This is a genomic window from Oscillibacter sp. (assembly GCF_032018205.1).
GTDB lineage: Bacteria > Bacillota > Clostridia > Oscillospirales > Oscillospiraceae > Oscillibacter.
The window spans coordinates 1-19,350 of record NZ_DALZOY010000009.1 but is presented as its reverse complement, the minus strand read 5'-3'; the positions used below and the strand labels follow the sequence as shown (position 1 = coordinate 19,350).

The 19,350-nt window shown below is 50.5% G+C and carries 29 protein-coding genes, 2 tRNA genes and 1 pseudogene; 16 read left to right on the top strand and 16 right to left on the bottom strand.

Going from position 1 to position 19,350, the window contains the following annotated elements; genetic code table 11:
* The 8 genes and pseudogenes from RTU96_RS08465 to RTU96_RS08435 all read left to right on the top strand — a co-directional run.
* The coding region (locus RTU96_RS08465; RefSeq protein WP_312636094.1) for a polysaccharide biosynthesis C-terminal domain-containing protein at positions 1-603 on the top strand (603 nt) is incomplete at its 5' end.
* A 58-nt stretch (positions 604-661) separates the two neighbouring features.
* The gene (gene mazG / locus RTU96_RS08460; protein WP_312636092.1) at positions 662-1,468 is read left to right on the top strand and encodes a nucleoside triphosphate pyrophosphohydrolase; all 807 of its coding nucleotides are present in this window, start codon (positions 662-664) and stop codon (positions 1,466-1,468) included.
* Between the two features lie 60 nt (positions 1,469-1,528).
* Entirely contained in the window at positions 1,529-1,804 is a 276-nt protein-coding gene (locus tag RTU96_RS08455; RefSeq protein WP_293009082.1) for an HU family DNA-binding protein, read from the top strand.
* Between the two features lie 101 nt (positions 1,805-1,905).
* The gene (locus tag RTU96_RS08450; protein WP_293009083.1) at positions 1,906-2,157 is read left to right on the top strand and encodes an RNA-binding S4 domain-containing protein; all 252 of its coding nucleotides are present in this window, start codon (positions 1,906-1,908) and stop codon (positions 2,155-2,157) included.
* Between the two features lie 70 nt (positions 2,158-2,227).
* Positions 2,228-2,509, top strand: coding sequence for a YabP/YqfC family sporulation protein (locus tag RTU96_RS08445; RefSeq protein WP_293009085.1), 282 nt, complete (start codon positions 2,228-2,230; stop codon positions 2,507-2,509).
* Positions 2,457-2,762 (top strand): annotated as a pseudogene (gene yabQ / locus RTU96_RS14765) (spore cortex biosynthesis protein YabQ); the annotation flags it as partial. The gene RTU96_RS08445 and the pseudogene yabQ, both read left to right, overlap by 53 nt.
* 214 nt (positions 2,763-2,976) lie before the next feature.
* A complete protein-coding gene (locus RTU96_RS08440; protein ID WP_312636090.1) occupies positions 2,977-3,285 on the top strand; it encodes a hypothetical protein in 309 nt (102 codons plus the stop codon).
* A gap of 94 nt (positions 3,286-3,379) precedes the next feature.
* A complete protein-coding gene (locus tag RTU96_RS08435; RefSeq protein WP_312636089.1) occupies positions 3,380-3,871 on the top strand; it encodes a S1 RNA-binding domain-containing protein in 492 nt (163 codons plus the stop codon).
* 257 nt (positions 3,872-4,128) lie between these two features.
* Here RTU96_RS08435 and RTU96_RS08430 read toward each other — a convergent pair whose 3' ends face one another.
* The 4 genes from RTU96_RS08430 to RTU96_RS08415 all read right to left on the bottom strand — a co-directional run bounded on the left by RTU96_RS08430 (position 4,129) and on the right by RTU96_RS08415 (position 9,105).
* Complete coding sequence (locus RTU96_RS08430) at positions 4,129-4,773, bottom strand: HAD family phosphatase (RefSeq protein WP_312636088.1); 645 nt, start codon at positions 4,771-4,773, stop codon at positions 4,129-4,131.
* A 195-nt stretch (positions 4,774-4,968) separates the two neighbouring features.
* Positions 4,969-5,856, bottom strand: a complete 888-nt coding sequence (locus tag RTU96_RS08425) for a YitT family protein (protein WP_312636087.1) — start codon at positions 5,854-5,856, stop codon at positions 4,969-4,971.
* Between the two features lie 245 nt (positions 5,857-6,101).
* Positions 6,102-7,433: a sigma-54 dependent transcriptional regulator gene (locus RTU96_RS08420; RefSeq protein WP_312636085.1), complete on the bottom strand. Its 1,332-nt coding sequence runs from the start codon at positions 7,431-7,433 to the stop codon at positions 6,102-6,104.
* A 91-nt stretch (positions 7,434-7,524) separates the two neighbouring features.
* Positions 7,525-9,105 (bottom strand): transporter substrate-binding domain-containing protein, encoded by a 1,581-nt coding sequence (locus RTU96_RS08415; RefSeq protein ID WP_312636084.1) that lies wholly within the window; start codon positions 9,103-9,105, stop codon positions 7,525-7,527.
* Between the two features lie 346 nt (positions 9,106-9,451).
* Between RTU96_RS08415 and gltS the strand changes: the two genes are divergently transcribed.
* Complete coding sequence (gene gltS, locus RTU96_RS08410) at positions 9,452-10,705, top strand: sodium/glutamate symporter (protein WP_312636083.1); 1,254 nt, start codon at positions 9,452-9,454, stop codon at positions 10,703-10,705.
* Positions 10,706-10,900: 195 nt separating this feature from the next.
* On the opposite strand, the gene RTU96_RS08405 is transcribed toward gltS, so the two are convergent.
* From RTU96_RS08405 to RTU96_RS08395, 3 genes are read right to left on the bottom strand one after another with little or no spacing between them, the layout of a single operon-like run.
* Positions 10,901-11,206: a sigma-70 family RNA polymerase sigma factor gene (locus tag RTU96_RS08405; protein ID WP_294856456.1), complete on the bottom strand. Its 306-nt coding sequence runs from the start codon at positions 11,204-11,206 to the stop codon at positions 10,901-10,903.
* Positions 11,187-11,420: a hypothetical protein gene (locus RTU96_RS08400; RefSeq protein ID WP_312636200.1), complete on the bottom strand. Its 234-nt coding sequence runs from the start codon at positions 11,418-11,420 to the stop codon at positions 11,187-11,189. Before RTU96_RS08400 ends, RTU96_RS08405 begins: the two co-directional genes overlap by 20 nt.
* Entirely contained in the window at positions 11,420-11,605 is a 186-nt protein-coding gene (locus tag RTU96_RS08395) for a hypothetical protein (RefSeq protein ID WP_312636080.1), read from the bottom strand. Before RTU96_RS08395 ends, RTU96_RS08400 begins: the two co-directional genes overlap by 1 nt.
* 77 nt (positions 11,606-11,682) lie before the next feature.
* Between RTU96_RS08395 and RTU96_RS08390 the strand changes: the two genes are divergently transcribed.
* The 3 genes from RTU96_RS08390 to RTU96_RS08380 all read left to right on the top strand — a co-directional run bounded on the left by RTU96_RS08390 (position 11,683) and on the right by RTU96_RS08380 (position 12,338).
* Positions 11,683-11,758 (top strand) — tRNA-Thr (locus RTU96_RS08390).
* Between the two features lie 9 nt (positions 11,759-11,767).
* Positions 11,768-11,852: transfer RNA gene (locus RTU96_RS08385), tRNA-Tyr, on the top strand.
* Between the two features lie 336 nt (positions 11,853-12,188).
* Complete coding sequence (locus RTU96_RS08380) at positions 12,189-12,338, top strand: hypothetical protein (protein ID WP_312279071.1); 150 nt, start codon at positions 12,189-12,191, stop codon at positions 12,336-12,338.
* A 150-nt stretch (positions 12,339-12,488) separates the two neighbouring features.
* Here RTU96_RS08380 and RTU96_RS08375 read toward each other — a convergent pair whose 3' ends face one another.
* The 4 genes from RTU96_RS08375 to RTU96_RS08360 all read right to left on the bottom strand — a co-directional run bounded on the left by RTU96_RS08375 (position 12,489) and on the right by RTU96_RS08360 (position 14,763).
* A complete protein-coding gene (locus RTU96_RS08375) occupies positions 12,489-12,725 on the bottom strand; it encodes a hypothetical protein (protein ID WP_312636079.1) in 237 nt (78 codons plus the stop codon).
* 19 nt (positions 12,726-12,744) lie between these two features.
* The gene (locus RTU96_RS08370; protein ID WP_312636078.1) at positions 12,745-13,881 is read right to left on the bottom strand and encodes a M56 family metallopeptidase; all 1,137 of its coding nucleotides are present in this window, start codon (positions 13,879-13,881) and stop codon (positions 12,745-12,747) included.
* Positions 13,881-14,258: a BlaI/MecI/CopY family transcriptional regulator gene (locus RTU96_RS08365; RefSeq protein WP_312636077.1), complete on the bottom strand. Its 378-nt coding sequence runs from the start codon at positions 14,256-14,258 to the stop codon at positions 13,881-13,883. Before RTU96_RS08365 ends, RTU96_RS08370 begins: the two co-directional genes overlap by 1 nt.
* 322 nt (positions 14,259-14,580) lie before the next feature.
* Positions 14,581-14,763, bottom strand: a complete 183-nt coding sequence (locus RTU96_RS08360; RefSeq protein WP_312636076.1) for a hypothetical protein — start codon at positions 14,761-14,763, stop codon at positions 14,581-14,583.
* A gap of 425 nt (positions 14,764-15,188) precedes the next feature.
* On the opposite strand from RTU96_RS08360, the gene RTU96_RS08355 reads away from it, so the two are divergent.
* The 4 genes from RTU96_RS08355 (at position 15,189) to RTU96_RS08340 (ending at position 17,312) form a co-directional block, all read left to right on the top strand.
* On the top strand, positions 15,189-15,359 hold the full coding sequence (locus RTU96_RS08355; protein ID WP_312636075.1) for a hypothetical protein: 171 nt from the start codon (positions 15,189-15,191) through the stop codon (positions 15,357-15,359).
* A 55-nt stretch (positions 15,360-15,414) separates the two neighbouring features.
* Complete coding sequence (locus RTU96_RS08350; protein ID WP_312636074.1) at positions 15,415-15,537, top strand: hypothetical protein; 123 nt, start codon at positions 15,415-15,417, stop codon at positions 15,535-15,537.
* 145 nt (positions 15,538-15,682) lie between these two features.
* Complete coding sequence (locus tag RTU96_RS08345; RefSeq protein WP_312636073.1) at positions 15,683-16,606, top strand: HipA domain-containing protein; 924 nt, start codon at positions 15,683-15,685, stop codon at positions 16,604-16,606.
* A gap of 1 nt (position 16,607) precedes the next feature.
* Complete coding sequence (locus RTU96_RS08340) at positions 16,608-17,312, top strand: HIRAN domain-containing protein (RefSeq protein ID WP_312636071.1); 705 nt, start codon at positions 16,608-16,610, stop codon at positions 17,310-17,312.
* A gap of 163 nt (positions 17,313-17,475) precedes the next feature.
* On the opposite strand, the gene RTU96_RS08335 is transcribed toward RTU96_RS08340, so the two are convergent.
* From RTU96_RS08335 to RTU96_RS08315, 5 genes are all read right to left on the bottom strand, one after another.
* Complete coding sequence (locus tag RTU96_RS08335) at positions 17,476-18,048, bottom strand: D-Ala-D-Ala carboxypeptidase family metallohydrolase (protein ID WP_312636070.1); 573 nt, start codon at positions 18,046-18,048, stop codon at positions 17,476-17,478.
* Positions 18,045-18,230 (bottom strand): hypothetical protein, encoded by a 186-nt coding sequence (locus RTU96_RS08330; RefSeq protein ID WP_312636069.1) that lies wholly within the window; start codon positions 18,228-18,230, stop codon positions 18,045-18,047. Before RTU96_RS08330 ends, RTU96_RS08335 begins: the two co-directional genes overlap by 4 nt.
* A 10-nt stretch (positions 18,231-18,240) precedes the next feature.
* A complete protein-coding gene (locus RTU96_RS08325; RefSeq protein WP_312636068.1) occupies positions 18,241-18,666 on the bottom strand; it encodes a DUF2829 domain-containing protein in 426 nt (141 codons plus the stop codon).
* A 52-nt stretch (positions 18,667-18,718) separates the two neighbouring features.
* On the bottom strand, positions 18,719-18,895 hold the full coding sequence (locus tag RTU96_RS08320; RefSeq protein WP_312636067.1) for a hypothetical protein: 177 nt from the start codon (positions 18,893-18,895) through the stop codon (positions 18,719-18,721).
* 72 nt (positions 18,896-18,967) lie between these two features.
* Positions 18,968-19,350, bottom strand: a 383-nt coding sequence (locus RTU96_RS08315; RefSeq protein WP_312636066.1) for a phage holin family protein, incomplete at its 5' end; no start/stop codon positions are given.

Genomic DNA, 19,350 nt, shown 5'->3' with positions numbered 1-19,350 from the left:
GGGTTAAGCGTTCTGGCCGGGCCGATTCTGCTGCTGCTGTATCCCGCGCAGGTGCAGGACGCCATTGCCTGCGCGCCGCTTTTGCGAGTGCAGGGCGTGGCGTGCATCTTCATCTGCCTGATGAATTTGACCAATGCTATTTTGCAGTCCTACGGCAAGGAGAAAATTCCGATTTACACTATGGTTGCCGGCGGCGTCACCAAAATTGCCATGAACTATGTTCTGGTGGGCACGCCCTCCATCAACATCATGGGCGCCCCCATCTCCACCCTTTGCTGCTATCTGGTCATTGCCGGATTCAACCTGTACTTTGTGTGGAAATACTCGCCGGAAAAGCCCCGGTATCTCCAGATCTTTGCAAAACCGGCCATCGCTTCCGTGGCGATGGGGCTTTCCGCTTGGGCTGCCCACGGCCTTCTCAGCCGTCTGCTGACAGGCCCCGGCTCTGGGTATCTGGTCAGTGCCGCAGCCACCCTGGGCGCCATTGCGGTGGCCGTTGTAGTGTACGGCATTCTGGTGCTGGCTTTGCGAATTCTCCGGGCAGAGGATCTGGAATCCATGCCTCATGGCAGAAAGTTGGCAAAAATTTTAAGGTTGAAGTGAAAAAAACCTGAACAATCAAGCATTTCCCGTGAATTTATCTTGCAAAGGCAGAAAAGATATGATAGATTTTCAATGTAAGCCCCGATACGGATATGAGGACCTTCTTCGGATTATGGAGCTGCTTCGCTCCCCCGGCGGCTGTCCTTGGGACCGGGAGCAGGATCACGTCTCCCTCCGGCGAAACCTTTTGGAAGAGTGCTGCGAGACTGCGGAGGCCATCGACCGGGGCGACCCGGCGGCCCTGTGCGAGGAACTGGGCGACGTGCTTTTACAGGTGGTGTTTCACGCTCAGCTCGAGCGCGAGCAGGGCGGCTTTACCATGGACGACGTGACGGACGGCATCTGCAAAAAGCTGATTTACCGCCACCCCCATGTGTTTGGCTCCGAAGAGGTCAAAGACTCCGCCGAGGAGTCGGCCCGCTGGGAGGTCATGAAGCGCAGAGAGAAGGGCCAGACCTCTGCCTCAGACGCGGTGGACGCGGTTGCCAAAACGCTTCCCGCCCTGTGGCGGGCCGAGAAAATTCAGCGCAAGGCTTCCAATGCCGGATTTGACTGGCCGGAAGCCTCCGGCGCAATGGACAAGCTGTCCGAGGAGGTCGCCGAGCTCCGCGAAGCGGCGGAGGACGCCTCCCGCCCTGTGGACGCGCCCCACGGCATCCGCGAAGAAGTGGGCGACGTTTTATTTGTGGCCGCGCGGATTGCCCAGCGCTACGGGATAGACCCCGAGGAGGCGCTGCACGCCGGGTGTGACAAGTTTGCCCGCCGCTTCCGCTTTGTGGAGGAACACGCCGCCGGAGACCTTGCTTCCCTACCTTTCGAGGAAAAGACGGCCCTGTGGGAACAGGCCAAAAAACACGAATCTTAAAAGCGGACTTCGCTTTGAGATATATTCTGGAAGATGTGAATTTTATAGGAGGAAATACAAATGAACAAAGCTGAGCTTATCAACGCTGTTGCCGCCAAGACGGAGGTTTCCAAGAAAGAAGCCGAGGCTGTTATTGCCGCCACTCTGGACGCGATCACCACCGCCATGAAAGAGGGCGACAAGGTCCAGCTGGTTGGTTTCGGTTCCTTTGAAGTGAAGAGCCGCGCCGAGCGCATCGGCCGCAACCCCAAGACCAAGGAGGAGATCAAGATTCCCGCCTCCAAGATCCCCACCTTTAAGGCCGGCAAGGCGCTGAAGGACACCGTCGCACAGTAAGCGCGGCAACGTTAAATAAACGCCTCGCGCGGAGGGACGAAAGTCCCCCCGCGCGTTTTCCAATCCAAGATTTTTATAAAGTTTTTAAAAGGAGCGACTTTATGCGGCTGGACAAATATCTCAAAACCGCGCGGCTGATTAAGCGGCGCACCGTGGCTAACGAAGCCTGCGACAGCGGCCTTGTAATGGCCAATGGCAAGCCCGCCAGAGCCAGCTATGAGGTGAAGGTGGGCGACGTGCTCTCTCTGCGGTTCGGCGTGCGGACCTTGACGGTGGAGGTTCTGGCGGTTTCAGAGAATGTCCGTCAGGCGGACGCGGCGGGCCTGTACCGCGAAATTTCCGGCGGGGCATAATCCGCCGCACTCTCCCATAGAATGGTGTGACCGCCGGCTTGGACCGGCGCAGACCGGGGAGGGACGTAAGATGAACGACTATGGAAACGCCATGCCGCAGGCCCATCGGGTTGAGCTGAACGGACGGGAGCACCTGATTGTCTCCGGCGTGGAGGATGTGGAGCGGTTCGACGAAACGGGGATTGTCATGTCCACCGCCGCCGGAACGCTGGTGGTAACCGGGGAAGAGCTGCACATCGGTCAGCTCTCGCTGGAGGGCGGAGAGCTGCGGGTGGACGGGAAAATTGATTCCCTGTCCTATGAGGAGCCTTCCGCAAGCCGGGGAGGGCTGCTGCGGCGGCTGCTGGGATGATATGCGGAACTTTGTGGACCAGCAGCTGGGGATATTTCTCCAGTCGATTCTGCTGGGGCTGGCCATCGGGGTGGCCCACGATCTGCTTCGCCCCTTCCGTTTTCGTCTGCCAAAGTTTGCCTGGGTGCTGGACGTGGTCTACTGCCTGTGGGCCGCCGCCGCGCTGTTTCTCTTTGCCCTGAACCGAACGCAGGGGCAACTGCGCATTTTTGCGCTGGTGGGCACTCTTGGCGGCACGGTACTGTTTTTCACCCTGTTTTCCGCACTCCTGCGTCCGATTTGGGATTTTTGGGCCGATACGCTGGACTTTTTGCTTCATTTGCTGCAAATTCCTTGGATTTGGCTGAAAAATTTCTCCAAAAAAATGGGCCTTCGTCTGAAAAACATCTTTCTTTTTATGAAAAAATGCTATACAATAGAGAAAATTGCGTGTCGGCGTTACAAAATCGGTCGGGGAGGAAGCAGCCGTGGCAAAGACAGGCGCGCCAAAAAAAAGCCGCCGGCAGCTCAGGCTGGGCCTGTTCGGAAAGCTGCTGCTGGTGTCGCTCATCGTCGCCCTCGGGTTACAGCTGTACCATCTGCGGACGCAGGTGGAGCAGGCGGAAACCCAGAAGATCTTGCTGAGCGAGCAGGTTCGCAACAGCCAACAGGGCAACGACCATCTGCAAAAGGCCATCGATGGCGGCGGCACGCAGGAGCAGATGGAGCAAATCGCCCGGGATGAGCTGGGACTGGTGGCCCCGGGGGACCGTGTGTTCTACGATGTGAGCAATTGAGCGGCATGGGCGCGGCGCGCCCTGCCGGTCATCTGAATATCTTTCCGCTTTCGGCGGACAAACGAAACCTGAGAAGGGAGAACTAGGACGCAGTATGGGAGTAGAGCCTGAGGTTGGGAGCATCATGGAGGGCAAGGTAACCGCCATTATGAAGTTTGGCGCGTTCGTCGCCCTGGAAGGAGGCCGCTCCGGCCTCGTACATATCTCGGAGATCGCAAACAGCTACGTAAACGACGTCCACGACTATTTGCAGGAGGGACAGAGCGTTAAAGTCCGGGTGCTGACCTCGGAAAACGGAAAGCTCAATCTCTCCATTAAAAAGGCGCTGCCTCAGGAGGAAGGCCGGTCCTTCGCTCCCCGGGGCGTGGGAGGGCCGCGCCCTGCTGTAGGCGGCGGGCCGCGTCCTGCCGGCGGCGGATATGCACCGGCAAACCGCTCCGGCCCTGCTCGGGCGCAGGCGATTCCGCCTTCCGGCGACGTGGACTTTGAGGACAAGCTAAAAAAATTTCTCTCCGCTTCCGAGGGAAAAATGGCTGATTTGAATCGCAGCGTGGATGGAAAGCGCGGCGGCAAGAGAAGAAAGTAATCAAAGAAATCCGCAGCTCCTTTTTGGAGCTGCGGATTTTTTCTTGAACACTGTTGCATGAAAAGCCATTTCGTATATAAAAAGTGAAAAATCGACCAATTTTCCCCCTTGCGTTTTTGGGCCGTATGGAGTACGATAGTCATGGAAGCTTTCCAATATCCCACCCATTTGGGCCGCTGGCGTATTACTCGCCGGCGGCCCCTTTTTGCCTTTTTTAAGCTGGTTGTCTCAGGCGCGGAAAGACTGCCCAGCGCCCCTCATTCCGTCTGCGTCCAATCCTCAAAGGAGCGGATGTAATAATCCGCCTCCGCTTGCATGGCGTCCTGATTCGGCTCGGACGGGTCATAGACGGCCGCCGTGCGAAACCCTGCGGCCTTGGCCGTGCGCAGGGCGAAGAGGGAATCCTCGAACACCACGGTGTCCTCCTTCCGGCAGCGCAGCCGGCGCAAAGCCATCTCATATACCTCCGGATGGTCCTTTTCATGGCCCGCGTCGCCGCAGGTGAGCAGTCCGCGAAAATATTTTCCAAGACCCGAAACCTCCAGCGCCAGATCCGCCAAGGGGTGGTCCGTGGCTGTGGCCACATACATCCACACGCCCTCCATCTTCAAAACGGACAGCAGCCGCTCAATCCCCGCCTTCGGCTTGATCTGAAGCCGGTAAAACTCCTCCATTTCGGCGTACAGCATCCGGGAAATCTCCTCCGGCCTGACCTCCAGGCCATACCGCTCCACACAGTAGGCCGCTCCCTCCTCCATACTCATGGCATGAAGCGTTCGGTCAAGCCCCTCCTCCGGCTCCTTCCCCTGCCGCCGGATAAAGCCGGAGCCAAGCGTTCTCCACGCCCCCATGGAATCCAGCAGGGTTCCGTCCATATCAAAAATCGCGCCTTGCAGCCGCATCGCTTTTATGCTCCCCTTTCATGAAAAGGGCGCCGCCCAAGCGGCGCTCTTTATCTGTCCTTCGTTTCTTCTTCTGAAGCCTTGTGCAGCTTTCCCGCACGGGTCTCCGGCAAACTTGTAAAAATCCCCACGCCTTCGGATTCCCCCAGGCGCTCTCGCAGGAAAGCCATCGGCCCGCCATTTTGTGTTCGCCTCTCAGTTCCCCAGATTCCGGCGGAAGTTGCCGTCCACCTCAATACCGGACTGGATCACAAAAAACGCGTGAGGGTCCATCGTGTGAACCGCCCGACGCAGCTCCTCCACTTCGTATTTGGACAGGCACACGTACAGCACGTGCACGTTCTCCCCGGTATAGGCCCCCACCCCCATCCAATAGGTAACGCCCCGGCCGAAGGATTCGGTAATATACTTTGCCAGTTCCTTCTCATTTTGCTTGGTGAAAATCATGGCCTGAATGGAGATGTTCTGCTGGTGCATCCGGTCCAGAATGGTGGCGGAAAAGTAGTTGTAAATCACGGAGTAGATAGCAATTTCCGGGCTGAACAGCACGAGGCACGCAGTGTACAGCACCGCGTTGATCCCCAAGCTGAACCGGCCCACGGTAATATTGGTTCCACGGGTCGCCAGCGCCAGCCCCACCACGTCCAGCCCGCCTCCGGAGCAGCCGCAGGTCAGCACGATGCCATAGGCTACGCCCGTGATAATGCCGCCCAGAAGACAGGAAGTCAGCATATCTTCCACAATGGGGGTCGTCGCTGCGGGAATGACCGAGTAAAAAACAGAGAACGCCAGCGTGCAGATCAACGTCCGGACAACGAATCCGCGCCCCAGCGTCTTCCACGCAAGGAGCAGAATAGGAATGTTAAACAGAAAATAGAGAATTCCCGCAATGTCATACTGCCCGAAGTTCATCCCCATATAGTCCGTCATCAGCGTCCGGAGCAATTGGCTGAATCCCATTACTCCGCCGGTATACAGGTGCATGGGAACCAGAAATAAATTCATCGCCAGCGCGGCGAGGAATTGTCCGAATACGGCACCAAGAAGACGCAGCCAGCGGTTGTGCAGCGCGGTGTAAATCATAAGGCTCCTCCTTCTATTTCCCCGGCTCCCAAAGGAACCCGCGGGGTTCAAGCACAGCAAAGATTGTCGCAAGCCTATTATACGTAAAGCAGGGCAAAAGCACAAGGGGCAAAGTCGGGAAATTGCTTACAGCGCATATTGCAGGGCGCGTAGTCGTCCGCGAGGGATTCTATGCGCGCTTTGCGAACCTCTGGGGCGTTCATCCAGTTCAATTGTACCCGGCCTTGCGGGTGTCACTGGAAAACCTATAACCCGTATTCCTTAATTTTGTACTGCAATGCCCGCTCGCTGATTTCCAGCGTACGGGCAGTTTCCCGCCGGCTGTTTTTGTTTGTCTTGAGATAAAAGGCCAACACCTGCCGTTCAATTTCCTTCATCGTCTTACAGGGGTAAACACGGATATAATCCTCCTGCCCAAACTCTGTGGCAGGATATTGATATTTTAAATTGAGGGCCTCCGGTCCGATTTCAGTTCCACTGCACAGCAATACCGCCCGCTGAATGATATTTTCACACTCCCGCACATTCCCCGGAAAATGATACCGATTCAGCAGAGCCATGGCTTCCGGGAGAATGCCAAACACCTGTTTCCCATAAGCCGCGGCATATTTTCGGATAAAAAACGGGACCAACTCGGATATATCTTCTTTTCGCTCCCGCAGAGGCGGCACAGCGATATTGATGACATTGATTCGATAATACAGATCGCTGCGGAAGCGTCTGGACTCGATTTCCTGATCCAGATCCCGGTTGGTGGCGCATATGACCCGCACGTTGACCCGCAGGTTGTCGCCGCCTATTTGCCGCACCTCTCCCTCCTGCAAAAACCGCAGCAGCTTGGATTGTAGCCGGGGTTCCATCTCGCTGATTTCATCGAGAAATAGCGTGCCACCGTCGGCCTTGGAGATAATTCCCGGCTCATCTTTAACCGCCCCGGTAAACGCGCCCTTTTTATAGCCGAACAGTTCGCTTTCAAGAAGTGATTCCGGCAGGGCGGCGCAATTAACGGCAATAAACGGCTTTTCTTTTCTGTTGCTTGAAAAGTGCAGCTTGTTGGCAATCAGTTCCTTTCCCGTTCCGCTCTCCCCTGTAATCAGCACGCTGGCCTTGGTATCTTTCACCCGGTCAATGAGATGATAAATGGCCTGCATCTGCGGGGAAATTCCGATGAGACTGTTGCGAATCACATCCTTCAGACCCAAAATAGTCTCTTGAAGGGAAAGCTGGCTCGCCGCCTTTTCCAGCAAAAGCATCAGTTGATTGATTTGAATCGGCTTGGTGACAAAATAGAATGCACCGGCACGGATGGCTTCGATTGAGCTTTCTATGGAAGAGTATGCCGTCATGATGATAATTGCCGCATCCGGGTTGATTTGCAGCATACTCCGCATGAGCGTGATGCCGTTCTCCTTCCCCAGCCGCAGGTCCAAAAGAACCAGCGAGATGTACTCCCCCTCCAGAAGACGCAGCGCCTCCGCCCCTGTTTGTGCGGTATAAACCTGATAGTCCTGTTTCAGTGCAAAAGAAAGGGATTTTAAGATGGGTGGTTCATCATCTACCACCAATATTTTAATCATTTGTGACAGTTCCTTTCCGCCGCGCAATCCGGCAAAAGTGCCATGGCGCGGCTTACCGCAATTGCAAGAGGTGCTTTAAATGGCCCTTGCATTACGGTGTTGCAGACGTTTGCCGCAAGACGGACAGCCGAATCATCATCCCGTCGGCTTGATTGCATGCGGACACGCATCCGCCGTTTTCTTCCGCCATCTGGTGGACAATAAAAAGGCCCAGCCCGTTTCCGCTCTGCTTGGTGGTATAAAACGGGTCGAAAAGATAGGGAAGTCTTTCTTCGTCGGCACCCCCGCCATTGTCAAAAAACTCAATGACCGCCATGCCGCCATCGGCGGCAGCGTGAATCATAATTCGCGGATCGCCAACTCCTTCTAAAGCATCAATGCTGTTGATCAAAATATTCAGCAAAATTTGCCGCAGATGATTTCGATCAAATAAGATAAACAAATCCGGCGGAACAGTCATATCCACTTGTATCTCCCGCATCTGAATATGAAGAAACGTAAGCACCTGTTCTAGAGCAGTTTTGAGGGAAATGGACTCCTGAAGCGGCGTGCGGGGGACCGTATACTCAATAAATTCTTTAATGAGCGCGTCAATCCGCTCAATTTCCGGCGGGATATCTTCCGCCACCGCCATCATAAACTCCCGGTCGCTGATTTTCCCAGGAATCTGTTCGGCATAAAACCGGATAGAGGTAAGCGGATTGCGAATTTCATGAGCAATGGAAGAGATAATCCGATCCATAAACTGGAGCTTATCATACTCCCGAAGCTTGTCCATGGCAGCTTTTTCCTTTGCCGTCTCCTCTGCGATAATTGCTTTCAGGCGCCAATTGATCCGGTGATAGATGTAAATAATGCCCATAATCAGGAGAATCGCCCCCGCTGCAACCGCCACAACAAGTCCAATGTTTTGCGTGGGGCTGGAAACGGGTACGCCAAACCATTTGCGGTAGATCTGATCGTAGATACCGCTCTCCTGTACTGCCTCGATGCCTTTATTCAGGCGGGCCAAAAGCTCCGTACTGTCCACAGCGACAGCAATGGCGTAGTTTTGCTGGTTAAACGCCTTGCCAACAACCGTCACCTCGTCGGAAATGTTGTTTCTGGTGCTAAAATAGCTGATTACCAGCGTGTTTCCAATCATCGCGTCTACTTCTCCGCGATGCAGGGAAAGCAGCGCCTTCTCCGGGTTTTGATAGGAAATAGCAGAGACGTTTTCCAAGGTATCTAAAAAAGCGTTGCGTGTATCGCCGTAATCAACCCCTACCCGCTTTCCTGCCAAATCGTCGAAAGTCTTGATTCCTTTGGTGTCTGAGCGAATATAGATAGAGTCGGTATTCTGGACCGATGTAGTCGAAAACGCAAAGCGCAGCTTTCGGGCTTCGGATACCTTCATTCCCTGAATAATATCGGCTTGTCCGGCTTCGATAGAGGCATATGCCTCTTCCCACGGCATGGGAAGAAACTCAAATTCCAAATCAGTAAATAAACCGATGGCTTTCATTAAATCGACATTAAAGCCCTTAAAGATTCCGTCGGAGTCTACAAATTCATAGGGAGGAAAATTTTCGTCTCCCGCAACCCGCAGTGTTTCGGCGGCGACGGGCAGAGTGAGCACTGACAAAATCAACACGCTCACCAAAATACCAAGCAATCGTTTTATTTCGCTCACCCCTCGTTTTGATGTGTCATAAAGACGCCGGCTCTTTGAGATTAGATCAGCGGGTGTCACAGACCGTCGTTTTTCCTTGAAATCTTTACAACATTATAACACATGCTGTGGAAAGGCCACAACAGAAGGTATGTGCAAATTTTGCGGTGCAAAATTTGCACATACCCTCTTCCGCCCCCTGTTTTTGTGCAAAAACAGGGGGATTTTGGGGGGGATTCTTTTGGCACGAAACTTGCTCATAGTATTTTAGAACAAGAAATTAAGCTTCGGATGAAAGGAGTAAGTTGGACAGCTTCGGGAGCAACCACAAGAAAATTTGCGTGCTAAATTTAGGAGGTATGCCTTTATGTCTTTTGAAAACGTAGACCAAGTCTTGAACATCAAAACAGATATGATTACAACCCTGGCCCTGGCCGCAGTCTTGCTGCTGGTCGGATACTACGTAACGAACAAATTGAGCTTCTTAAAAAGATACTGCATTCCAGCCCCGGTTGTGGGCGGCTTCATCTTCATGCTGATCACATGGATTGGCCACTTCAGCGGAGCTTATTCGTTTACCTTTGACACAACGTTTCAGGCTCCCTTTATGCTGGCGTTTTTTACCACAGTGGGACTGGGCGCCAGTGTACAGCTTTTGAAAAAGGGCGGCGTCTTGCTGGTGATCTACTGGCTGATCGCCGGAGTTGTTTCCGTGATTCAAAACACCATTGGGATCGTGGTTTCCTCGCTCACGGGCCTTGCCCCCGCATACGGACTTCTCTCCAGCGCCATTTCAATGATCGGCGGACACGGCGCGGCGGCGGCCTATGGAAAGAGCTTTGCTGAAATCGGATATGCACAAGGTACGTTGGTGGGCGCAGCGGCGGCGACATTCGGTCTTATTTCCGCCGTGCTTGTCGGCGGCCCTCTTGGACGCCGTCTGATTGAGAAATACAACCTGAAACCGGACGAGAGCGAGAATTTTGATACCAGTGTTACTGAAATCAATGTTTCCACAGGAAAAACGCTGAGTGGGTTGGACATTATAAAAAATGTCACGGCCATCTTGTTCTGCATGGCGTTCGGCACAATGGTCGCCAAATGGATCAGCATTCTAATCAATTTGGTCTCTCCCAATCCTCTGAGCCTTCCGGACTATGTTGGGGCTATGTTTATGGCCATCATTGTGCGAAATTTAAATGAGAAAATTAAGTTCTATGAATTTGACTATCCTATGGTAGAAAAAATCGGCGATGTCATGCTGGCCTTGTATCTGTCTATGGCATTGATGACACTTAAAATGTGGGAACTGGCCGGATTGGCCGGCCCCATGCTGATTGTCCTTCTCTGCCAGGTGGTTGCTCTGGCGCTGTTTGCCTATTTTGTGGTGTTTCGCATTTTGGGAAAGAACTATGATGCGGCGGTTATGTGCGCCGGACTGATGGGACACGGTCTGGGCGCGACCCCATCGGCAATTGTCAATATGACCGCCGTCAACGAGCGGTATGGTCTTTCCCGCAGGGCAATGATGATTGTGCCGATTGTGGGCGCATTTCTGGTGGATATTATTTATCAGCCGGTAACCATTTGGTTTATCGCAACCTTTGTCAAACCGGCATAAGATACTGATTCTTTCACCCAGCCGTACTTAAACGATAAAACCCCCCCGAAATCCGCAGGAACAGCGAGTTTCGGGGGGATTATTTTTTCACGCTTCTCAAGCCAAAGGCGTTTGTCCCTTCCCTATGGTCCCCGCTCGGCTGGCATCCCGCAGTCAGCTCAGCCAAAAGCACAAGGGGCAAAGCCGGGAAATTCCTTACAGCGCATATTGCAGGGCGCGGCGCAGACGCTCTTTTGCCCGGTGCAGCGTCCGGGACACGGTGGAGGGGTCTACGCCCGCCTCCTCCGCAATTTCCCGCATGGTCAGCCCGTCGTCAAAGTACCTCTCCAAAAACTGGCGCTGGCGAGGCGTCAGCTCCCGCTGGCGGGCCAAATGAAGCTGGCGGCGCAGACGGGCCAGACGATCTCCGTTGTCCCCGGCGTTTTCCCGCAGCCACACTGTCATGTCTCCCATCCACTCGCTGGAGCGGGTGGAAAAAGCATTAGAAGCAGTACTTTTCATCCTTGTGATACCCCCTTTCGTAATAATGGGCAGTCACCGCAGCCAGCTCCCGCGCCTCCCGCAGCAGCGGTTCCAGCTCCGCAATGCGCCGAGTCAGGCGAAAAATTTCCTCCGGATCGGCTTGTCTCTGCCGCTTCTGTTTCAATTCCCAAATGCGCAGACGCAGGGCCTCAGCCCCGGCCCGATATGTAACAGACATCTCAATCAGTGTCATCACTGGTTCACCTCTTTTCCCAGCACTCGGCGAAAAGGCTCCAACTCTCCCCGGGCATATTCCGGAAGGCAGGCGGCGCAAATCAGCTCTCCATTGATCTGCCAGTAGGACTCTCCCGGGCACAGTTCCCCACCGCACGGCCCACAGCGGGGACCTTCCTGTCCCCTGTATGGTATTTTTCTCATAAAAATCACCCTCCCATAAAAAAACAAGGTTGACAAACCTCTCACTGTCTGCTAGAATAACTTTTGCTGTTGGATGCGCTGGTGTAGCTCAGCTGGTAGAGCAGCTGATTTGTAATCAGCAGGTCGGGGGTTCGAATCCGTCCACCAGCTCCAAATGAATATGGGGGAATTCCAGAGCGGTCAAATGGGGCAGACTGTAAATCTGTTGTCTACGACTTCGATGGTTCGAATCCATCTTCCCCCACCAAAATGTGAAACCCTTGCGGCTCTAAGAAAAGAGTGCCGCAAGGGTTTTTGCTATTTATAAGTTTATAGCATTTTTAAATACCCGCATTTTCTCTTAAACGCCGTCAGATTACCGTCAAAATCGCCGTCAGCTTTGGGGGTAATCACTCCTTCATAAAGGACTTTTTTCTCATTTTTATACTAAATTATGATTATAAAAATAGAAACGACCCCCAAGAATCATTACTTGAGGGTCGTTTTATTAATTTTTTTGTAACTTGTCGACAGTTTTCCACATTTTTTACTGTTTCTTTGGCGTACTATAAGTAACAGTAAATTTTTAGAAAGGAAAACTACTATGGAAAACTTATCTGCTGAATACCTTCTCCTTTTCAACGCCGTATCAGAGACGGTAAATAAACTGGAGGAGATGAAGCAAGCATTGCTCAATGTTCAAATATGCGCTGAAGACTTATACATAAGCAAAGACGATCAGAATGCCTCTTGAACAAACCTTTCCAGTAAATCCAGTTTGTCCACTGCATTTCTTTTAGCGGACATATCCTCTTGCTTATCAGGAAAAGCATCTAATGCATCTCGAATTAAATTAATTTTCTCAAAAATCAATCCAGATATTCTTGTGTTTAGATCGTACCAATTAAACAACGCAATCAATCCAATCTGTCAGCCAATACCCATAGGTAAGAGACCACAGTCTCTTTTGATACTTCCCTTCGTATATTCTGTAAATCCACTCGCGTTCTTCCGCCTGGGGGCTTACAATGCTATCCTCTGTAATTTCAGGAAGTTGACTAGCAGCTGCCGGCACAGCTATTAGATTTAAGCAACATAGCGCCGCAAGGATAAATGTCAATGGCTTTTTCTTGTTTTTCATTTTAATTCCTCCAAAACTCTTATTTGTGTATTGGTAAATCTGAAAAGGGAGGATAATTTATATCTTCCCTACTCAGCGAGTCACGGGGTTCCCCATTAATGTATAACAGAAAACTACCATCCGCTTTTTCCTTCAAGTATGAATGTTCGGGGACGATACTAACATCTGTTACCTTCGGTGAATCGTCTTCTGGCGGCCTGTACAAAGTCTGAAAAACAAATGCATAAGAAAGTATAATAAGAAAAATCAGGGAAGCAATCGTAAGAATCTTTATCGTCTTACTTATCTTTTTCGGCGGGAACAAAATCAACTCACACCGCTGAACAATTCGATCTGGAGCCGCCGTTATAAATCCCACAAAGAGGGTAGACCGGGTAACTAGTGTAACTAACTGTTTCATAACATTGCTCGTAGCTTCGACATACTTAATACGCTCTTCTGTATTTAGACTACGCACCGAAGCCCGGTCGCAACTTACCTCAAGAAGGTAATCCAAATCACTTTCCGCCATATACACAAGTGGATTCCACCAGAGCAATGCGCAAAAAGTGCTAAATAGTAGCTTAATCCACAAATGCCTATGTATAAAGTGATTCCATTCATGCAACAGAACATATCTCATATCATCATCCGTTAAAGCAAGCGGCGGCAATAGGATGATCGGTGAAAAATATCCCACGAGCATCGGAGTTTTTACATCAGGCGAAACAACTACACGACATTTTGATGTCATTTTAAAATCGCGTCCAAGTTCCTCTGCCAGTTTTGAAACTCGTGGATGGTCTTCTGTTCTCATTCTGCGAATCTTTAGGCTCTGCTGAAAAAGTGTCCAAGCAATCAGCGACAAATGCATTACACTTCCGACAATCCAGATAGCTAAAATTATATCTAACCAGTTAACAGAGTGCTCGTGCATTTCAAATGCCTGAGCACTGAAAAAGCGTTGAAAAAACGGCATGATCTCTTCGGATCGAACTACAATCACTGTGGGTAGTTCAATGGGTACCAGCAATCTCACAATCCCGGCTGCAATCATCGCAAGAATTAAGTTTACACCATGCTTAAGCGCCAAAGTTCTTCGACATAATACGCCAAGAAGAATAAAAACATTACACCAGATCAGTGACATTAGGAACGTAAAGACCGACACACCCATTAAAACTCATCTTTCTTTTTCTTCAGGAGTTTCTCAATCTCATCAATTGTTTCTAATGAAATTTCGTCACTATCTACTAAAGCCGAAAAAAATCCCTTTATACGCTTATCTTTGAAGTACACTGCGTTTCGCTTGACTTGCATAAGCGCATAATGCTCTGGGGTAATTGTCGCCTTAAAAACTCGGCTATAAGTTTTTCCCGAGCGCTCAAGACCCCCTACGGTCACAAGTTCCCGCTTCAACATCTTATCCAAAATCAAATGAATAGAAGAATCCTTCCACAGTTCAGCTCGCTTCTGCATATTAATTTCTTTTGCAGTAAGCCCATCTGGATTGGACCACAATACCGTTAATATTTCATATTCGCTTGATGTCAAATTAGTCGAGGGAATCACCTTCTTTTTCCAATAGATTACATTATTTTCTATTATCTGTCAATATAGTTTTCAAATATTTTGAACGGCTTATGCTAAACTTAAATCAATGTGTTTTCGGCATTTAAACACACTCATGCTTTCCCAGTACTATTTCCCGCAACGCTCCCTGCGACACGGCTTCTTTCTTTGATAGCCGATAAGAATATGCTCTCTTTTGTTTTTTAAGGCAGAATAGGGCTTATTTAATAATAATTAAAAGATGGACACGAATTTGGAGTCGAAAAATCCCCCCACCGACTGAAAAGTCGGTGGGGGGATTGCTTTATTTCCTTTCCATGCGCTCCATGCGCTCGTCTATGGCCTTGCATATGAAATCGTTCAGGCTCTCCCCTACCGCGTCCGCTGCGGCCTGTATCTCGGCTTTGCGGCCCTTGGGGAGCGTCAGGAGCTTTGTGTCTCTGTTTTCTTTCATCCACTGATTCTTATAGTCAGTTCTGTTTGCCATAATATCACCCCGACATACTATACCACAAATCCCGCGTCTTATATACGTCAATAATGCACAAACCATCTTATATAAGATTGGCTATTCTCACTATTGCAATATGTCTTATATAAGACTATACTAAGACCATGGAAAGGAGGTGAGCACCACGAGCAAGCGAAAAAAGAGCGGCGGCGGGCCTGACCACTACATCAACCTCGCCACCGCACTATTAAACCTAATCGCCGCTTTGATTCTCCTTTACGAGAACATAAGGCGATAGGCGCGGGGAGGGCAAAACCTCCCCCACATATTAAGAATAACAAAACGCTTGCGAGGTGTCAAGATGGATAAAGTCGTTTATGTGTTGCTGGGGATCAGCATTTGTTTGAGCACGTGGGTGATCGTAAGGAATTTGAGGAAGTGAAAGGCAGGAGGGCTTGAAGATGAAAAAGGTTTATTTTGATGGAATCACTGGTGAGTGTGGTTGCTGCATTAAAGATGCAATGGTTACTCTCAATGATGACTACACGATGCACCAGCTTGTAAACGCAATAAAAGATGCTGGATATCAAATGTTCAAGCTTGAAGCCATAAATCGGTTTTGCAAAATTTGAGTTTTAACTATAAGCCCCGCCAGTCGGGCAATAGGCCGGTAGAAAGGAACACACTATGACGCTGGAGCAAAAACGCATCGACCGCCTGTACAAGCTGCTAGGCCGCACCAAAGGCCCGGACGCAGCAGCCGCACTCCGCTGGGCAATCTTCGAGTTGGAGCGGATATACCCCGCCTGATGATGGCCTGCCAAGGACAGTCCGAAATGCGCAGTAATATTTGTTGACTTTATAAATAGATCGATATATGATTTAGAAATAAATCATATCGTGGTCGTTTGCGCTTTTCCTCGCATAATATTAATGCACGGAAGGTAGTGAGCCGATGGATATTCTTGACTTTAATTCATGGGCATTGTATAAGGGAGCTGCCGAAGGTAGTGGTCGCAGCGAAAAATCGTGGCTCCAGAAGAATGGACAGACAGGGCTCTTCAAATATCCAAAATCCGAATTTACGACGGAACACGTTTCCGAAAAAATTGCGTTTTTATTGTGCGAACTATTAAATATACCATGTGCGCACGTAGATATTGGATCCTTCAATGGTCGCATTGGATCGATGGGTTATAACATAATAAATGCACAACAGGAAAGTCTATTGGAGGGCATTTGGTTCATTTCAAAAATGTACAAAGATTTTAACCCGGGTGCACTATATTGTGAAAAATCGAAGAAGTACTATTCTATTGGTATGATTCAGCGTGTTATAAAATTTGTTGATAGCTATAACATAGAGCAGCAGTATCTTACATCGAGTTTGATTGATGTCTTGAAAATGATGGTATTTGATGCGTTGATAGGAAATTCTGACAGGCACCAGAGTAATTGGGCTTATATTTTCGATACAAAGGCGGACCTCTTCAAATTTGCCCCTCTTTATGATAATGGATCTTCCCTTTGTAGCTATGTTCTTGAGGATGCGGTTGATGACATTCTTAGAGATGTTCGGCGCTTCGATGCTCTAGTCGGGTCGAAATCAAGAACGAAAATACGAGTCAACGAAGACTCTAAAAAAGCTCCAACCCATGATGAAATGTTAAACCACATTAAAAGCAACTTCTATGATGATATAATACCGTTTATCGAAAACATATATAATAAGATTAGCAATGATAGCATTGCGCCCATACTCGAAGCATTCCCGGACCCCATTTTATCTCCTAAAAAAAAGAAACTGATTAACCTCTTTATATTAGCAAAAAAAGAGCATATCTGTAATTCATTCATCTGTAGGGAGGCAAACGAATAGAATGACGAATTTAAATAATACTTTGCTACTCATCTGGAAAAACCCCTCCACAAGGCAGAATCACGTGGTGGGACAGCTTGAAAAAGGAGTAAAATATACTTTTAAATACTCTGATGACGTAGAAAATGCTATTAAAGAGGGCTTTAAAAAGTTAATTGGATTTGAGGATTTAAATAAAGAATATGTGAGCGATATTCTATTCCCTGTGTTTTCCAGTCGGCTTCCAGATAAAAAGCGCAGAGATATTTCTAATATTTTGGATAAATATCATATTAAGCAATATGATGAGTATTTGCTGCTAAAAAACGGCGGCTCTAAATTGCCTATCGATACTATTGAATTTGCTCCAGCTCTAGGACAGGCGCCGTTTGATATTACCTTTTACGTAGCTGGAACGCGCCACTATATTGGTTGCAACGTAGAAAATTCTATTGACGGGGATTCTTCTTGCAGCAATGCAGCATTATATTTGAAGCCCAATGATACAGTGTTTTTGGCGCCCGAACCAAATAATAGCTGGGACAAAAATGCAATTAGATTAATCACCAAAAACAACGAACTAATTGGGTATATTCCCAGATACTATTGTCAAAACATTCTTTCCATTTTAGAAGAAAACAAATTTCAGCTTTCTTGCTGTATTGAAGAATTTAACGCTCAAAAGCCTTGTGAAAATTGCATTAAGGTGCGGCTAACGGCTGAATAAGGCCAATAATTTGGTAGTTCAATTCAATTTCGGTATAGCGTAACTCCCCCACCGGAGCCTACCCATGGTAAGTCCAATACAAATCCGCGGCCTTTATTTCAGGGTGGCATCCTGTGCAAAAATCAAAAAGTCGCCCGGGGAACCCCCCGGGCGACTTCATTCTTTATACTTTTGCGGCCATCTTGATAATCAGCAGTTCCACAGCCCGCTTCGTCCAGTTCCCAGACTTCCAGCGGTCGGGGCTGTCGATTACTCCGGCGCTCACCAGCTTGTCCACGGCCTTGTCCAGCTCGGACACTTCCGTATACCCCAGCCACCCGGCCACGGCCTTCTCCGTGCCGCTGCGGCTGTCCCAGCGCGTCCGGGCGCTCCGCACATCCACATGGGTGAAGGACTTATATACTCCGATGCCTCCGGCCCCCGGCTGCAAGAACTCCGCATACTGCGCAACCGTCAGCGGTGACACGCCCGCAATAGAAATATCTGCCGCCATGCCCAGCAGGTGTTGGGACTTGGGCGCGCCGCCCTGCTTGGCGTTCCACGTCGCCGTGCGGTAGGCACTGTTGATGGTGACAGGCTTTCCGAAATGGTCCCGGATTTTCTGGAGCAGCGCCACCAGCTCCTCAGAGATCAGCACGGTATCACTGCCATCGTGGCAGGCAAATTCCGCCACTTTGAAATTCGCGGACAGCAGCACGCCGCCGATCTTTTTCTTGGAATAGGTTTTCACGCTCATTTCTGCACCTTCTCCGCCTGCGTCCCGAAGTAGAACGCAACGACCACCGTAAACACCGTTAGGAAGTCCGCGCCAGAGATGGTCCCGCGCAGAGCCAATGCGGCGAAAACAGCCGTCAGAACGACCGTAACAATGCTCTTAATTGTCAAAAGATTTGCCAGCCGCTTCATTAAAAGTTCCATAAGTACCTCCTTATTCCGCGATTTCCCAATCGTCCGAAAGCATATCCGCCTGACTCGCCAACCACCCCATCTGCACACCGGAGGTCCCACAGAAAGCAAACGCCTTGTTCCCGATTGCATCATGGTCTGCGTTGACAACCTCGCCATTAGGATTTTTGTAGCTGATGGCGGATGCCAGTTCGATATACTGGTTCTTTCCATTCCAGCCGTACCGCCGGATTCTTTTTCCCTGCTTGGCCGCTTCAATAGCCAACCCAAAGCTCATGCCGTTGGTGGGCCGATAGGCTTCCTCGAAGGCTTCCTTCGGGGACCAGCTCTCGTAACCGTCGGCATAACGCACCTTATAGCCGGGGCGGTGTGTGAGGTTGCCCCGCGAATCGTAAAGTTGTTCCTCCGGCTCCGCCTGAATCATTTTTGTTCCGATGTACTGTTTCATATCTAAAATCCTTTCTTCCGGGGGCGGGGCACACAGCCCCGCCCCGCTTGCCTTACTCCTGCTTCCCGGGCCGCTTGATCGGCTCACCGGGGATCAGCTTCCCGTCGACGATCACGCCGGGGCTGTCGCTGATCTTCACCGCGCTTTTTGCATATCCGTCCGTGTCATAGGAATAGCGAAACCCGTTTTCCTCGATGGTTTGCCCCGCCCGGTCGGTTCTGCGCCTCATGTCAGGTTTTCTCATGGTTATGTACTTCCCTTCGTAAAATTATGATTTGCCGCGCCTGCGGCCGGATTACAATTATTTATCCCCGGTCAGCTTGTCCCCCGCGCTGTCCACGGCCTTTTTCCCCGCTTCGAGTGCAGACACCAGCCACCCCGGCACCGGCGCACCGAAGGTCACGGCGTGCTCCGCGAGACTACCCAGCTCTCCGATGATGTACCACACAATTGCCAACGGCGCCAAAAGCACGGAATACTCAAACGGCAACGTAATGCCGGGGATATTTGCGACAACCAGACCAATCAACCAGTCTGCCACCAGAGTGACCACCACAATCACCACCTCGCCGCCCTTGTGCCACGCGCCGGCCCGCAGCTTCGCGCTGCTCCATTTCCCTTTCTTGAAAGCCGCCGCGCTGCCGATCAGCCAGTCCAGCAGCATCATGCCCACCCAGACCACCA